This window comes from Pseudomonas fluorescens (genome assembly GCF_012974785.1).
GTDB classification, from domain to species: domain Bacteria; phylum Pseudomonadota; class Gammaproteobacteria; order Pseudomonadales; family Pseudomonadaceae; genus Aquipseudomonas; species Aquipseudomonas fluorescens_BT.
In genome coordinates this window covers 5,499,171-5,513,374 of sequence record NZ_CP027561.1, presented here as the reverse complement: position 1 = coordinate 5,513,374, position 14,204 = coordinate 5,499,171, and the positions used below count along the sequence as shown (strand labels likewise).

The following is a 14,204-nucleotide window of genomic DNA, read 5'->3' as shown; positions in this document are numbered from 1 at the left end:
CAGGGGATACGAATCAGGTGCAGACCTTAACATGAGGAAGGGGTGCTGCGCTTCAAGCGGCCAGAAAGTAAGAAGCCTCCCAGCTGTCAGACTGGAAGGCTTCGCGGCGGTAGCTGCCTTTACCCTTGGTTGGTCGTTCCTGGCGGCTGCGGAACAGGGGTTGGGCGACGATGGATTTGGCCTTGTTGTGGCCATGTTTCGATGGCTTTTTGCTCATGAAGGTTTCTCGCGAGTGAGTGAGTTTTGCGCGGCAAATGATCTGCCGATGTCGAGCTTCTGTCTATAGGACTGAAGGCGAGATGTGCTGTAGGAAATGGTCTGTGCAAAAAAAACGGGATCGCAGTATGCGATCCCGGGTTTCATTCGGCAGGTAATGTCAGACGCTGACCCGCCATCAACAGCGCCAAACGGCTGAGGCTCATCCACGGCGAACCGGCTGCCTGGCCCTTGATCTGCGCATCGATGCGCTGGGCTTCAAGCAACAACTGCGCCCAGCGCTGTGCCGAGTAGCGTTGCAGGGCCTTGCTCATCAGCGGTTTGCGCTTGTCCCAGACCGGCGGTTTGGCCTGACTGAAGCACTTGTCCAGCGGTGTGCCCTGGCTGTACTGCAGCGAGATGTTGGCCAGCAGGCGCAACTCACGGGCCAGGGCCCAGAGGATCACCGGCGGCTCGACCCCTTCACCGCGCAGCCCTTCGAGCATGCGCAGGGCGTGAGCCGGTTCGCCGTTGAGCACCGCGTCGGTCAGGCCGAACACATCGAAGCGCGCACTGTCGGCCACGGCCGCCTGTACGGTTTCGACGGTGATCTGACCGCCTTCGGCCATCAGCTTGAGCTTCTCGATCTCCTGCGCCGCGGCAAGCAGGTTGCCTTCTACCCGCGCGGCAATCAGTTCGACCGCGTCCTGACTGGCCGAGAGGCCGGCCTGAGACAGTCGTTGGCGAATCCAGCTCGGTAACTGGTTGGCATCCACAGGCCAGATCTGGATGAACTGGGTCTGCTGACCTTCGACCAGCGCCTTGCCCCACTTGGTCTTCTGCGCGCTGCCGTCCAGCTTGGGCAGGCTGATCAGCAGTACCGTGTCTTCGGCGGGGCGCGAGCAGTATTCGATCAGTGCGGCAGCGCCTTTGTCGCCAGGCTTGCCGGAGGGCAGGCGCAGCTCCAGCAAGCGTTTTTCGGCGAACAGCGACATGCTGGCACCGGCCTGCAGCAGCGTACCCCAATCGAAATTGGCATCGGCGGCGAACACCTGGCGTTCGTCGAACCCTTGCTGACGGGCAGCGCTGCGAATGGCGTCGGCAGCTTCCTGACACAGCAACGGGTCATCGCCGCTGATGATGTAGACCGGCGCAAGGGCGCCTTGCAGGTGTTTGCCGAGTTGGGCGGGAGCGAGCTTCATAAGAGAGGGCGAACGGGGCGCCTGCGCGCCCCGAACGGCTTACTGCTGCGGCAGTTCGAGCGGCGACTGACGCGGGGTTTCCGCTTCAGCCTTCTGCGCCGCTTCCAGGGCGTCGGCCTCTGCCTTGGCACGGGCATTGGCGGTTTGCTGCAGAGCGTCCAGCTGCGCCGGTGTCAGCTGTTGCAGACGCAGCATCATGCGCTGAACCAGTTCGCGGCGGGTTTCACGACGCGCATCGTTGGCTTCCTGATCGGAACCCACGAGGTTGTTGCCGTCGTGGATGAACACTTTCTGCACTTCAAGCTTGTCGCTTTTGAGCAACAGGCCTTTTTCACCGCGGATGTCATAGCTGAGCACGGTGCTCACCTGATATTCGCCAGTACGACCGGCGCCGGCGTAGCTGAGGATGCGCTGGTTTTCCTGCTCATCGGCCAGGTACAGCTTGTACGGTGCGCCGGAGACGACCTTGACGCCGCTGGCCTCCAGCACCTGACGCAGTTGCGTCACGGTCTCGCCGTAGGCGTTGCGGGCGCTCAGATCGAGCTCCTTGATCGACAGTTCGTTGGTGCCGGTGCCGCGCAGCTGGAAACCGCAGGCGCTCAACAGGACGGCGAGGCCCATCACCAGCAGATTGCGTTTGATCATTGTGTTGCTCCCCTTGAAACCATGTGGGCCGACTCTGTGGCCCGAAAGGTTTTACTGGGCGTCAGGCACACCTGACGCCCGATCCAATTAGCTGGCGACGATATTGACCAGTTTCCCGGGCACTACGATCACTTTGCGAATCGTCAGGCCGTCAACGAAACGCAGCACGTTCTCGTTGGCGCGGGCTGCCGCTTCGACTTCTTCACGGGTCGCGGCAGCCGGCATTTCGATCTGGCCGCGAAGTTTGCCGTTGACCTGGATCACCAGGGTCAGGCTGTCCTGAACGAGTGCGCTTTCATCCACCACTGGCCAGCCGGCGTCGATCACAGGATCGGCGTGGCCCAGTTGATTCCACAGTTCGTGGCAAATGTGCGGGGTGATCGGAGCCAGCAACAGCGTAACGGCTTCCAGACCTTCCTGAACCAGCGCGCGATCCTGTTCGGTGGATTGTGCTGCTTTTTCCAGCACGTTCATCAGCGTCATCACCTGGGCGATGGCGGTGTTGAATTTGTGGTTCTGGCCAACATCGTGGCTGGCCTGCTTGATGGCCTGGTGGATCGCGCGACGAACGGCTTTCTGCTCGTCGTTCAGGCCGGCGATGTCCAGTTTGCCCGGCAGGCCCTGAGTGACGTGGGCCTGAGCCAGACGCCAGACGCGCTTGAGGAAGCGGTGCGAGCCTTCAACGCCGGAGTCGGACCACGCGGCGCTCATGTCGGGCGGCGAGGCGAACATCATGAACAGGCGGCAGGTGTCCGCGCCGAACTGGTCGATCATCGATTGAGGGTCGACGCCGTTGTTCTTCGACTTGGCCATTTTCTCGGTGCCGCCGATTTCCACCGGCAGACCGTCGGTTTTCAGTCTGGCGCTGGTGACGTTGCCCTTGCCGTCGCGTTCGAGATCGACGTCCGCCGGGTTGAACCAGGTATAGGCGCCGTTGGCTTCGCGGCGATAGTAAGTCTCGGCAATCACCATGCCTTGAGTCAGCAGGTTCTTGAACGGCTCGTTGGAGCTCACCAGGCCTTCGTCGCGCATCAGCTTGTGGAAGAAGCGCGCGTACAGCAGGTGAAGAATGGCGTGTTCGATACCGCCGATGTACTGATCCACCGGCAACCAGTGGTCGGCTGCGGATTTTTCCACCAGACCGCCCTCGAAGTGCGGCGAGGCGTAACGGGCGTAGTACCAGGACGACTCGACGAAGGTGTCCATGGTGTCGGTTTCACGCTTGGCAGGCTGACCGCATTTCGGGCAGGTGCACTCGTAGAACTCGGGCATGCGTGCCAGCGGCGAACCGGCGCCGTCCGGCACCACGTCTTCCGGCAGTACGACAGGCAACTGGTCTTCCGGTACCGGCACGTCACCGCAGGCATCGCAGTGGATGATCGGAATCGGGCAGCCCCAGTAGCGCTGACGGCTGATGCCCCAGTCGCGCAGCCGGAACTGGGTGCGCGAGGCGCCGAGGTTTTTCTTGATCAGGGCAACTTCCATGGCGTCGAACGCGCCGGCGAAGTCCAGGCCGTCGAACTCGCCGGAGTTGATCAGCGTGCCGTGCTCGCCGTAGGCATCCTGCCATGGCGCCGGGTTGGTTTCACCGGAGCTGGTGCGAACCACGGATTTGACCGGCAGGTTGTACTTGTGGGCGAATTCGAAATCGCGTTCGTCGTGAGCCGGCACAGCCATGACCGCGCCGTCGCCGTAGTGCATCAGCACGTAGTTGGCGACCCACACCGGCAGTTTTTCACCGGTCAGCGGATGCTCGACGAACAGGCCGGTCGGCAGGCCCTTCTTCTCTTGAGTGGCGACGTCGGCTTCGGCGACGCTGCCGCCCTTGCATTCGGCGATGAACGCTTGCAGCTCAGGGTTGTTCCTGGCGGCGAGAGCGGCCAGGTGGTGCTCGGCCGCCACGGCAACATAGGTTGCGCCCATCAGGGTGTCCGGACGGGTGGTGAAGACTTTCAGGGTGCCGCTTTCGCCGATCGAATCGACGTTGTACGGGAACTGCACTTCCATCCCGCGGGACTTGCCGATCCAGTTGCGCTGCATGGTCTTGACCTGTTCCGGCCAGCCAGTCAATTCGTCGAGACTCTCCAGCAGCTCATCCGCGTAGGCGGTGATCTTGAAGTAGTACATCGGGATTTCGCGTTTTTCGATCAGCGCGCCCGAACGCCAGCCGCGACCGTCGATCACCTGTTCGTTGGCCAGAACGGTCTGGTCGATCGGGTCCCAGTTCACGGTACCGTTCTTGCGGTAGATCACGCCTTTTTCGAACAGGCGGGTGAACAGCCACTGTTCCCAGCGGTAGTAATCCGGTTTGCAGGTGGTGACTTCGCGGGACCAGTCCACCGCGAGGCCCAGGCTGCGCAGCTGGGATTTCATGTAGGCGATGTTTTCGTAGGTCCACTTGGCCGGGGCTACGTTGTTCTTCATCGCGGCGTTTTCCGCCGGCATGCCGAAGGCGTCCCAACCCATCGGTTGCAGGACGTTCTTGCCGAGCATGCGCTGGTAGCGGGAGATGACGTCGCCGATGGTGTAGTTGCGCACGTGCCCCATGTGTAGCTTGCCGCTGGGGTAAGGGAACATCGACAGGCAGTAGTAAGTCTCCTTGCCTGGCTGTTCACTGACTTCAAAGGACTTTTGCTCGTCCCAGAACGACTGGGCGGCGGCTTCGATTTCACGGGGCTGATATTGTTCGTGCATGGCTACTTTTGTACTGGATAGGGGTGGCCTAATCCTCTTCAATGCGACATCCGGAGCGGGCCGGACGGGCTGGAAGTGGAGTTACAGGAAGCGCCGTAGCATACATGACCGCGCTTGGCCTAGGGAAACCCTGATTGCAGCCGTGTTACCCGTTGAAATCGCGGCGAGGGCCGTTGGTCGCGGCGTACAGCCGGTTTGTGCAGCGAAGCTAAGCTCTAACTGGGGAGTGAGTCTTATCTTCAATGAGGTGAGGGATGGTGGAGTCACAGCAAAGAAACATAAGCAAACCGGAGTTGTACGAGCGGTTGATCGATCGTCTGGGAATGGCCCTGGACGCTGCAAAAACCGCTGGACGGCTGCGCGACGAGCGCCCCCTGGAGCTGGAATTGCGTGGCTTGAGCCCCGCCGAGTTCAATCTGGTCAAGGCTTATCTGGATCGCAGTGAGCGTGAAACCCACGGATACCTGTCACAGGCAGTGAAGCAACTCGATGCAGCCCATTCGGCCAAGGTCGTCTGGCTCAAGGACAAGGCACCTGGCAGAGACCCCGTCAAGGTGCGCACTCTGCAGGCCAAGTAAACGCATGGCAGGTCAAAAAACGGATCTTTTTCAACAGGATCCGACCCTACTGGTTGTCGCGTCGTATCAACCCACTTAGGCTTCGGGCATCTCTGGAGATGCTCGATGCCTTTTCGTTATTTCATTAAACAACTTCTATTGCCGCCCGGCCTGCTCTTGTTGCTGTTGCTCGTCGCCTGGTGGTTGCGACGTTCGCGCCCGCGACTGGCCGGCCTGTGTTTTGCCCTGGGTTTTGGCGGGTTCTTGCTGATGAGCCTGCCGGTGGTCGTGCAATGGGGCGCCAAGGCCCTGGAGCGCGAGCCGCCGCTGCCCCGGGACTCATGGACAAGCCTTGCGCAGCGCGCCGATGCGATTGTGGTGCTGGGCTCCGGGCGCGAGCGTGGCGATCTGGCCTGGGGTGAGGATCAACCGACGGGCGTCGGGCTCGAGCGGCAGCGTTATGCGGCGCGCCTGGCCAAGGCGTCAGGGTTGCCGATTCTGACCAGTGGCGGCCTGCATTACGGCACGCCACCGACCGAAGCGAAGCTGATGGCCGATTCACTGCGCGATGATTTCGGTGTGACCGTGCGTTGGCAGGAAGGGGAAAGCCGCACCACGTGGGAGAACGCCGAATTCAGCGCCAAAGTGCTGTTGCCGGAGGGCGTCAAACGCATCGTGCTGGTGACCCAGGCCTGGCACATGCCCCGTGCGGTGTGGAGTTATCAACAGGCTGGATTCGAAGTAGTGCCGGCACCGGTCGGCTTCCTCGGCACGGACAACGCCCGGCCGTTTGGCGGCTGGATGCCGGAGTTCAAGTCGATCTGGCAGAGCGGGCAGTTGTTGAACGAGGCGGTGGGGCAGATCGGCTATTCACTGTTCTACCGAGGGGGTGACAGCGCCGATTGATCACTCCCGCGCAGGGCGCGGGAGTGATCGGGTTTTCAGAGAGTCTTGGACATCCGGTTGGTCATCAGCGCCCAGCCAAACAGCACTACGCACAGAATGATCAGCGGCCACGAGCGCCATTGCAGATACGGTGTCAGGTTATGCATCGGCACCACTTCGCCGTAGAGCACGCCTTGTTCGAACTGCGGAATGCGCTCGGTGATCTGCCCGAACGGATTGATCAGGCCGGTCACGCCGTTGTTGGTCGCACGAATCATCCAGCGCCCGGCTTCAAGAGCGCGCATCTGCGCCATCTGCAGGTGTTGCAGCGGGCCGATGGAGGTGCCGAACCAGGTGTCGTTGCTGATGGTCAGCAACAGGTCGCTGCGTGCTGCCAGACCGGCAGCAAACTCCGGGTACACCACTTCGTAGCAGATGAACGGTGCAATCTGATAACCCTTGGCCTGCAATAGCGGCTGATCCGCAGGGCCACGGGCGAAGTCGGACATCGGCAGATCGAAGAACGCGATCAGCCCGCGCAGCAGGTCCTGCAAGGGTACGTACTCGCCGAACGGCACCAGTTTTTGCTTGAGATAGGTGCCATCGCCTTCGCCGACCACGGTGATGCCGTTGTAGAAGCGTCTCTCGTGGTGAACCATTTCGCGAATCGGCACGCCGGTGATCAGCGCCGATTTACGCTCGGCGGCAAAGGTGCCCATCATGTTCAGGTAACCCTCGGCGGACTCCTTGAGCACCGGGACGGCGGTTTCCGGCCAGATCAGCAGATCCACCGGTTTCGAACGGAAACTCAGGTCGCGGTACAACGCCAGTTGCGCGTTGAGCTGCGCCGGGTCCCATTTCATGCTTTGCTCGACGTTGCCTTGAATGGCCGCAACGGTCAGTGGTGCGCCGGAGGGACTGGTCCAGGCGTGGCCCTTCAATGCAATGCCCGCCGCCCATGGGCCGATCAGCAATACCAGCCCGGCAGCGATAAAGCCCTTGCGACCGGTCTGCAGCAGGCGCGGTGCGTTGTAAATCAGCGCGGCGGTCAGTGCCAGGACGAACGACACCAGCCACATGCCGCCCAGCGGCGCGAGTCCGGCCAGCGGGCCATCGAGCTGGCTGTAACCGGAGTACAGCCACGGGAAACCGGTGAGGAACCAGCCACGAAAGGCTTCCTGGCCGACCCACAGCGCCGCGAAGGCCAGGGCATCGGCCAGCGGTGCTTCGTTACGGCGCAGCCAGCGCGCCCACAGCCACGCGGGCAGGGCGAAGAACCAGGCAATGGCCGCCGTGAAGATCAGCATCAGGAACCCGGCCAGCAGCACTGAAGCACCGCCGAAGTGGTGGATGCTGTAATAGATCCAGCTGGTGCCGGCGCCGAACAGGCCGAAACCGAAGCACCAGCCACGGCCGAGTGCCTGGCGCGGGCTCAGCTCGCGCAGGCCGGCGTAGAACAGGCCGACCGCCAGCAACGCCAGCGGCCAGAGATCGAACGGTGCCAGCGCGAAGGTGGTGATTGCACCGGCCGCCACGGCCAGCAGGTTACCGGGCCAGCCGGGGCGGGTAGTCCAGCGCATTTCAATCCTTAGATTTTTTACCGGGCGATAGGGGTCAGTCGCAGCAAATGAATCCGACGGCTGTCGGCGTTCAGGATGCGGAAACGATAGGCGCCGATTTCAGTGATTTCGTTGCGTTTTGGCAAGTGCCCGAACGCGCTCATCACCAGCCCGCCGACGGTATCGAACTCGTCGTCGGAGAATTCGCTGTCGAAGAACTCGTTGAAGTTCTCGATCGGCGTCAGGGCCTTGATCAGGAAATCACCGCTGGGCAGCGGCTTGATGTAGCTGTCTTCTTCGACGTCGTGCTCGTCTTCGATATCGCCGACGATTTGCTCGAGCACGTCTTCGATGGTCACCAGACCGGCCACGCCGCCGTATTCGTCGATCACGATGGCCATGTGGTTGTGGTTGGCGCGGAATTCACGCAGCAACACGTTCAGGCGCTTGGACTCCGGCACGAAGGTGGCCGGGCGCAGCAGATCCTTGATGTTGAAGCTGTCGCCGTTCTCCTTGAGGATCAGCGGCAGCAGGTCCTTGGCCAGCAGTACGCCCATCACGTCGTCATGGCTTTCGCCGATGACCGGGTAGCGCGAGTGGGCCGAGTCGACCACGGCAGGGAGGAATTCGCGGGGTGTCTGGGTCGCCTTGATGCTGATCATCTGCGAGCGCGGCACCATAATGTCGCGAACCTGCAGGTCAGCCACCTGGATGGCGCCTTCGACGATGGCCAGCGCTTCGCTGTCCAGCAGTTTGTTCTGATGTGCATCGCGCAGCAGCTCCAGCAGCTCCTGGCGGTTCTTCGGCTCGTGGGCAAAAGCCTGGGTCAGTTTACCCAGCCAGGACTTCTGCCCGTTGCTCGATCGATCTTCGCTCATAGCGATTACTCTGAATCCTTTGTTGTAACGATAGGGGATGTTTCGGTTTCGTCGTCCGCGTACGGATCGGGATAACCCAATTCGGCAAGCAACTCGCGTTCCAGTGCTTCCATTTCTTCGGCTTCCTCGTCATCTATATGGTCGTAACCAAGCAGATGCAAGCAGCCGTGAATGACCAGATGTGCCCAGTGGGCCTTTGGTTCCTTGCCCTGTTCGGCGGCCTCACGCTCAACCACGGCCACGCAGATCACCAGATCGCCCAGCAAGGGAATGTCGAGAAACTCGTCGGGCACTTCGGCGGGAAAGGACAGGACGTTGGTCGCGTAATCCTTGTGGCGCCAGGTGTGATTCAGCTCGCGGCCTTCTTCCTCGTCCACCAGACGAATGGTCATTTCCGAGTCGGCGGTGCGCTGGCGCAGGGCCAGTTCGCACCATTGGCGGAATTCGGCTTCGGTCGGCGCAGACGCTTCGGTCGCGATTTGCAGGTCAAGCTCAAGCATCGTGGCGGGTGTCCTTTGGCGCTTCATCGGCCAAACGCGTCTCGAAGCGCTCGTAGGCTTCGACGATGCGTTGCACCAACGGATGGCGCACCACGTCTTTGGGCTGGAAGTGAGTGAAGCTGATGCCCGGCACATCCTTCAGGACTTCGATGACGTGATGAAGTCCGGACTTGGTGCCGCGCGGCAGGTCGACCTGGGTGATGTCGCCGGTGATCACGGCCGTGGAGCCGAAACCGATCCGGGTCAGGAACATCTTCATCTGCTCGACGGTGGTGTTCTGACTTTCATCGAGAATGATGAAGCTGTTGTTCAGCGTACGACCGCGCATGTAGGCCAGCGGCGCGACTTCGATCACCTGACGCTCGATCAGCTTGGCCACGTATTCAAAGCCGAGCATCTCGTAGAGCGCGTCGTAGAGCGGGCGCAGGTACGGGTCGATCTTCTGCGACAGGTCGCCGGGCAGGAAGCCGAGTTTTTCACCCGCTTCGACCGCCGGACGCACCAGCAGGATGCGACGGATCTGCTCGCGCTCCAGCGCATCGACGGCGCAGGCGACAGCCAGGTAGGTCTTGCCGGTACCGGCCGGGCCGATGCCGAAGTTGATGTCGTTGCCGAGGATTTCCTTCACGTAGCGCAGCTGATTCAAGCCCCGAGGGCGAATCATGCCTTTCTTGGTGCGCAGGGCTACGGAGGCTTCGGCGGGGGCGTGGTTGTCCAGCTGCTCGACGGCCGATTCCTGAAGGAACAGGTGCACCGTATCCGGCGACAGCTCTGAACCCTTGGTTTCCCGGTACAGGCGGCGAATCAGGTTTTCCGCGGAAGTGGTGTGCTTGGGTTCGCCGATCAGCTCGAACTGATTGCCGCGGTTGCGGATCTCGATGGCCAGGCGTTGTTCGATCAGGCGCAGGTGTTCGTCGAACTGTCCGCACAGATTGGCGAAGCGGCGAGCCTCAAAAGGCTCGAGGATGAAACGATGAGGTTCTATGGGTGCGTTCAAGGTCGTATTTAGCCGCCCTGGGGCAATTGGGATGAAATCAAGGATAACGCCAGTGGCGTGGGTGCGAAAGCTCTTAAATGGATGAGCCTGTTCTCAAGAACCAGGCCGGTCCATTGTGGGAGCGAGCCTGCTCGCGATGGCCACGCCACGGTTGACTTGGTAAACCGCGTCATCGTTCATCGCGAGCAGGCTCGCTCCCACATGGGATATGCGGTGTTACTGGATCAGCGAGCCACGCAGCGAGTGCGGTTGCGCCGCGTCGATGTGGACGTCGGCGAACTGGCCGATCAGGGTCGGATTATCGCAGCGGAAGTTGACGATACGGTTATTCTCGGTGCGCCCTTGCAGCTCGCCCGGATCCTTCTTCGAGTAATCGGTCACCAGAATCCGCTGGATCGAACCGACCATTTGTCGGCTGATCTCGAACCCTTGCTGATTCAAACGGTGCTGCAAGGCGTTCAGGCGTTCTTTCTTCAGTTCTTCCGGGGTGTCGTCGGCCAGGTCGGCAGCCGGAGTCCCCGGGCGCTGGCTGTAGACGAACGAATAAGAGAAGTCGAAGCCGACGTCGGCAATCAGCTTCATGGTCTGTTCGAAATCTTTCTCGGTTTCCCCCGGGAAGCCGACGATGAAGTCCGAGCTGATGCAGATACCCGGGACGGCAGCGCGCAGTTTGCGCAGCTTGGATTTGTACTCCAGTGCCGTGTGGTTGCGCTTCATCGCCGCCAGAATCCGGTCCGAACCCGACTGCACCGGCAAGTGCAGGTGTTTGACCAGTTCCGGCACTTCGGCGTGGGCCTGGATCAGGCTGTCGGAGAATTCCAGCGGGTGCGAGGTGGTGTAGCGGATGCGGTCGATGCCATCGACCGCCGCGACAACGCGGATCAGTTCGGCCAGGTCCGCCAGACGTCCGTCGTGGGTCAGGCCGCGATAACCGTTGACGTTCTGCCCCAGCAGGGTCACTTCACGCACGCCGTTTTCGGCCAGGTGAATGATCTCGGCGATCACGTCGTCGAACGGCCGGCTGACCTCTTCGCCGCGGGTGTAAGGCACCACGCAGAACGTGCAGTACTTGCTGCAGCCTTCCATCACCGACACGTAGGCGCTTGGGCCATCGATGCGCGGCTCGGGCAGGTGGTCGAACTTTTCGATTTCCGGGAACGAGACGTCGACTTGCGGCAGCTTGCTGATGCGTGCGGCGTCGATCATTTCCGGCAGGCGGTGCAGGGTCTGCGGGCCGAACACCACGTCGACGTACGGGGCGCGATCACGGATCGCCGCGCCTTCCTGGCTGGCCACGCAACCGCCGACGGCGATGACCATGTCCGGGTTGGCCAGTTTCAGTTCGCGCCAGCGACCGAGCTGGGAATACACCCGGTCCTGGGCGCGTTCGCGGATCGAACAGGTGTTGAGCAGGATCACGTCGGCATCTTCGGCGCGCGCCGTGACTTCCAGGGCCTGGTGTTCGCCCAGCAGATCGACCATGCGCGAGCTGTCGTACTCGTTCATCTGGCAACCGTGGGTTTCGATGTAAAGCTTCTTGGCCATGGAATAGGGTCGTCACGTGGTTCAAAGAACCGCGCATTATAGGGAACATGTCCCCAGGTTCCTACCGTTGCGCGTCCAGTGGCTATGCTATAGTTTGCGCCCTCATTTTTACCCCGATGTGTTGTCCGCCCGCCATGACCAAACGCGAAGCTCCAATCTACAAGGTGATTTTCCTCAACCAGGGCCAGGTGTACGAAATGTACGCAAAGCAGATCTATCAAAGTGATCTGTGGGGTTTTCTGGAAGTGGAAGAGTTCGTCTTTGGCGAGCGCACCCAGGTGGTCGTCGACCCGAGCGAAGAGAAGCTCAAGGCGCAGTTCGAAGGCGTGGTGCGCAGCTTTGTGCCGATGCATTCGATCGTGCGCATCGACGAAGTGGAGCGTCTCGGTACGCCGAAGATCAGCGAAGCCCGTGGCGGGGTTGGCAATGTGATGCCGTTTCCGGTACCGATGCCCGAAAAGTAAGCGGGGCGGGAAAAGGAGCTAAGGCAGGGGCGAGAACGGCGTACGTCCGTCGGCGTTCTGCAGTTCCATCAGGTATTTACGGAAAATTTGCCCGAGCACCTGGGTTGCGGTTTCCAGGTCTTCGCGGGACATCTTTTCGGACACTTCGTCGGCGGTGTCGAGTGCGTCTTCGGCGCCGTTGACCGCGGCCATCTTCAGCACGATGTAGGCCTGGATGTTGTTGGCCTGCACACCCTCACCGTGGAAGAACATGGTGCCGAGTTTGAATTGCGCCTGGGCGTGGCCCTGCAGCGAAGCCTTTTCGAAATAACTCAGGGCTTGATTGAGGTCGCGCGGCGCGTTCTTGCCGTCGTAGTAGAACTCACCCAACTCGTATTGCGCTTGCGCATCCCCTTCATCCGCTGCCTTTTGGCAGGCGGCGAGAGCCTGCGTGACATCTTGCGGCTGAGTATTGAGGGTGCAACGACCCATCGCCGGGATCAACAACGAGTTGCCGCCTGCTTGTGCATGTGCGAGCAGCGGCTGAAGGAGCAACAGGCAGCCCAAGGCAAGGGTGCGGCCGGTGCGGTTCATGGGAATCGACTTACCTCTGAAGGGCGCGCGGACCCGTCGAGGGATCCAATAAGCGCGCATTATGAAATAAGCAGGGCCATCCTTACAAAGTCTTTACTCGATTTTCTGCTGCGCGGGAAATATATCGCCCACTTTATGGGAGATTTTTGGCAGACGTGTCGGAAAAGGCGTGCAGATGTAGGAGAACGCTGACGCTGGCAATGGCCAACGTCAGCGGCGGGGCGTTTTACTTCAACTGGGCGAAGGCGCGTTCGGCGGCATCGAGGGTGAGTTTCAACTCGGCATCGCCATGGGCAATCGAGGTGAAACCGGCTTCGAAAGCGCTCGGTGCCAGGTACACGCCACCTTCCAGCATCAGGTGGAAGAAGCGGCCGAACAGTGCTGCGTCGCTGGCCATTACGTCTTCAAACGTAACAATGTCGTCGGCACCGCTGAAGTACAGACCGAACATGCCGCCGGCCTGGGTGGTGACGAACGGAATGCCCGCCGCATCGGCGCGCTGTTGCAGGCCATCGAGCAGGCGAGTGGTGTAATCGGTCAGCTCGGCGTGGAAGCCCGGACGGCTGATCAGGCGCAGGGTGGTCAGGCCGGCGGCCATCGCCAGCGGGTTGCCCGACAGGGTGCCCGCCTGATAGACCGGACCCAGCGGTGCGATGCGCTCCATGATCGAACGCTTGCCGCCGAAGCAGCCGACCGGCATGCCGCCGCCGATGATCTTGCCGAAGGTGGTCAGGTCCGGGGTCACACCGTAGTAAGCCTGGGCACCGCCGAGGGCGACTCGGAAACCGGTCATCACTTCGTCGAAAATCAGCACCACGCCGTGCTTGTCGCACAGGCTGCGCAGGCCTTCGAGAAAGCCTGGTGCCGGCGGTACGCAGTTCATGTTGCCGGCCACGGGCTCGACGATGATGCACGCGACGTCCTGACCGACTTCGGCGAGCATTTTTTCAACCGCGTCGATGTCGTTGAACGGCAGGGTCAGGGTGTGTTTGGCGAACGCTGCCGGTACGCCGGCCGAGCTTGGCACGCCCTGGGTCAGTGCGCCGGAGCCGGCCTTGACCAGCAGGCTGTCGGAGTGGCCGTGGTAGCAGCCTTCGAACTTGATGATGCTGTCGCGGCCGGTGAAACCGCGGGCCAGACGGATTGCGCTCATGGTCGCTTCGGTGCCGGAGCTGACCATGCGCACCATCTCCATCGATGGCACCAGCGAGCAGACCAGATCGGCCATCTCGGTTTCCATCGCGGTCGGCGCGCCGTAGGACAGACCGTGTTGCAACTGGTTGCGCACCGCGTCCAGTACGTCCGGGTGGCTGTGGCCGAGAATCATCGGGCCCCAGGAACCGACGTAATCCACATAACGCTTGTCGTCTTCGTCGGTGACGTAGGCGCCTTCGGCGTGCTTGAAGAACAGCGGCGTGCCGCCGACGCTCTTGAACGCGCGAACCGGCGAGTTCACGCCACCGGGGATGTGTTTCTGGGCGTTGGCAAACAGGGTTTCGGAACGAGACAT

Annotated in this window: 14 protein-coding genes; 3 read left to right on the top strand and 11 right to left on the bottom strand. The window is 61.4% G+C overall.

Translation table 11 applies throughout. From position 1 onward, the window contains the following. Positions 1 to 52: 52 nt before the first annotated feature. From arfA to leuS, 4 genes are all read right to left on the bottom strand, one after another. Entirely contained in the window at positions 53 to 217 is a 165-nt protein-coding gene (arfA, locus tag C6Y56_RS25120) for an alternative ribosome rescue factor ArfA (protein WP_007958672.1), read from the bottom strand. 142 nt (positions 218 to 359) lie between these two features. After that, positions 360 to 1,397 (bottom strand): DNA polymerase III subunit delta, encoded by a 1,038-nt coding sequence (gene holA / locus C6Y56_RS25115; protein WP_007960578.1) that lies wholly within the window; start codon positions 1,395 to 1,397, stop codon positions 360 to 362. Between the two features lie 39 nt (positions 1,398 to 1,436). Continuing rightward, complete coding sequence (gene lptE, locus C6Y56_RS25110; RefSeq protein ID WP_169432060.1) at positions 1,437 to 2,042, bottom strand: LPS assembly lipoprotein LptE; 606 nt, start codon at positions 2,040 to 2,042, stop codon at positions 1,437 to 1,439. A gap of 87 nt (positions 2,043 to 2,129) precedes the next feature. After that, a complete protein-coding gene (gene leuS, locus C6Y56_RS25105) occupies positions 2,130 to 4,736 on the bottom strand; it encodes a leucine--tRNA ligase (RefSeq protein ID WP_169432059.1) in 2,607 nt (868 codons plus the stop codon). A 254-nt stretch (positions 4,737 to 4,990) separates the two neighbouring features. Here leuS and C6Y56_RS25100 point away from each other — a divergent pair, with 254 nt between their 5' ends. Together C6Y56_RS25100 and C6Y56_RS25095 are read left to right on the top strand one after the other, a co-directional pair. After that, positions 4,991 to 5,314 (top strand): hypothetical protein, encoded by a 324-nt coding sequence (locus C6Y56_RS25100; protein ID WP_169432058.1) that lies wholly within the window; start codon positions 4,991 to 4,993, stop codon positions 5,312 to 5,314. Between the two features lie 105 nt (positions 5,315 to 5,419). Next, positions 5,420 to 6,199: a YdcF family protein gene (locus tag C6Y56_RS25095; RefSeq protein ID WP_169432057.1), complete on the top strand. Its 780-nt coding sequence runs from the start codon at positions 5,420 to 5,422 to the stop codon at positions 6,197 to 6,199. 35 nt (positions 6,200 to 6,234) lie between these two features. On the opposite strand, the gene lnt is transcribed toward C6Y56_RS25095, so the two are convergent. The 5 genes from lnt to miaB form a co-directional block, all read right to left on the bottom strand. Continuing rightward, positions 6,235 to 7,758: an apolipoprotein N-acyltransferase gene (lnt, locus tag C6Y56_RS25090; protein WP_169432056.1), complete on the bottom strand. Its 1,524-nt coding sequence runs from the start codon at positions 7,756 to 7,758 to the stop codon at positions 6,235 to 6,237. 17 nt (positions 7,759 to 7,775) lie between these two features. Then, positions 7,776 to 8,615 carry an HlyC/CorC family transporter gene (locus C6Y56_RS25085; RefSeq protein WP_007909641.1) on the bottom strand — a complete coding sequence of 280 codons (840 nt, stop codon included), beginning with the start codon at positions 8,613 to 8,615 and terminating at the stop codon, positions 7,776 to 7,778. Positions 8,616 to 8,620: 5 nt separating this feature from the next. After that, positions 8,621 to 9,115, bottom strand: coding sequence for an rRNA maturation RNase YbeY (gene ybeY, locus C6Y56_RS25080; RefSeq protein WP_169432055.1), 495 nt, complete (start codon positions 9,113 to 9,115; stop codon positions 8,621 to 8,623). Then, the gene (locus C6Y56_RS25075) at positions 9,108 to 10,112 is read right to left on the bottom strand and encodes a PhoH family protein (RefSeq protein WP_011336084.1); all 1,005 of its coding nucleotides are present in this window, start codon (positions 10,110 to 10,112) and stop codon (positions 9,108 to 9,110) included. The genes ybeY and C6Y56_RS25075 overlap by 8 nt, the downstream gene beginning before the upstream one ends. Before the next feature lie 216 nt (positions 10,113 to 10,328). After that, on the bottom strand, positions 10,329 to 11,657 hold the full coding sequence (gene miaB / locus C6Y56_RS25070; RefSeq protein ID WP_064382169.1) for a tRNA (N6-isopentenyl adenosine(37)-C2)-methylthiotransferase MiaB: 1,329 nt from the start codon (positions 11,655 to 11,657) through the stop codon (positions 10,329 to 10,331). Between the two features lie 134 nt (positions 11,658 to 11,791). Between miaB and C6Y56_RS25065 the strand changes: the two genes are divergently transcribed. After that, positions 11,792 to 12,121 (top strand): DUF1820 family protein, encoded by a 330-nt coding sequence (locus C6Y56_RS25065; RefSeq protein WP_169432054.1) that lies wholly within the window; start codon positions 11,792 to 11,794, stop codon positions 12,119 to 12,121. 18 nt (positions 12,122 to 12,139) lie between these two features. On the opposite strand, the gene C6Y56_RS25060 is transcribed toward C6Y56_RS25065, so the two are convergent. Together C6Y56_RS25060 and hemL are read right to left on the bottom strand one after the other, a co-directional pair. Next, the gene (locus tag C6Y56_RS25060) at positions 12,140 to 12,694 is read right to left on the bottom strand and encodes a tetratricopeptide repeat protein (RefSeq protein WP_047296791.1); all 555 of its coding nucleotides are present in this window, start codon (positions 12,692 to 12,694) and stop codon (positions 12,140 to 12,142) included. A gap of 226 nt (positions 12,695 to 12,920) precedes the next feature. Beyond that, positions 12,921 to 14,204, bottom strand: coding sequence for a glutamate-1-semialdehyde 2,1-aminomutase (gene hemL, locus C6Y56_RS25055; RefSeq protein ID WP_169432053.1), 1,284 nt, complete (start codon positions 14,202 to 14,204; stop codon positions 12,921 to 12,923).

What these genes read in the sequence shown, in the direction of transcription:
- arfA (WP_007958672.1), bottom strand. Translation starts at nt 217, where the DNA reads ATGAGCAAAAAGCCATCGAAACATGGCCACAACAAGGCCAAATCCATC.
- holA (WP_007960578.1), bottom strand. Translation starts at nt 1,397, where the DNA reads ATGAAGCTCGCTCCCGCCCAACTCGGCAAACACCTGCAAGGCGCCCTT.
- lptE (WP_169432060.1), bottom strand. Translation starts at nt 2,042, where the DNA reads ATGATCAAACGCAATCTGCTGGTGATGGGCCTCGCCGTCCTGTTGAGC.
- leuS (WP_169432059.1), bottom strand. Translation starts at nt 4,736, where the DNA reads ATGCACGAACAATATCAGCCCCGTGAAATCGAAGCCGCCGCCCAGTCG.
- C6Y56_RS25100 (WP_169432058.1), top strand. Translation starts at nt 4,991, where the DNA reads ATGGTGGAGTCACAGCAAAGAAACATAAGCAAACCGGAGTTGTACGAG.
- C6Y56_RS25095 (WP_169432057.1), top strand. Translation starts at nt 5,420, where the DNA reads ATGCCTTTTCGTTATTTCATTAAACAACTTCTATTGCCGCCCGGCCTG.
- lnt (WP_169432056.1), bottom strand. Translation starts at nt 7,758, where the DNA reads ATGCGCTGGACTACCCGCCCCGGCTGGCCCGGTAACCTGCTGGCCGTG.
- C6Y56_RS25085 (WP_007909641.1), bottom strand. Translation starts at nt 8,615, where the DNA reads ATGAGCGAAGATCGATCGAGCAACGGGCAGAAGTCCTGGCTGGGTAAA.
- ybeY (WP_169432055.1), bottom strand. Translation starts at nt 9,115, where the DNA reads ATGCTTGAGCTTGACCTGCAAATCGCGACCGAAGCGTCTGCGCCGACC.
- miaB (WP_064382169.1), bottom strand. Translation starts at nt 11,657, where the DNA reads ATGGCCAAGAAGCTTTACATCGAAACCCACGGTTGCCAGATGAACGAG.
- C6Y56_RS25065 (WP_169432054.1), top strand. Translation starts at nt 11,792, where the DNA reads ATGACCAAACGCGAAGCTCCAATCTACAAGGTGATTTTCCTCAACCAG.
- C6Y56_RS25060 (WP_047296791.1), bottom strand. Translation starts at nt 12,694, where the DNA reads ATGAACCGCACCGGCCGCACCCTTGCCTTGGGCTGCCTGTTGCTCCTT.
- hemL (WP_169432053.1), bottom strand. Translation starts at nt 14,204, where the DNA reads ATGTCTCGTTCCGAAACCCTGTTTGCCAACGCCCAGAAACACATCCCC.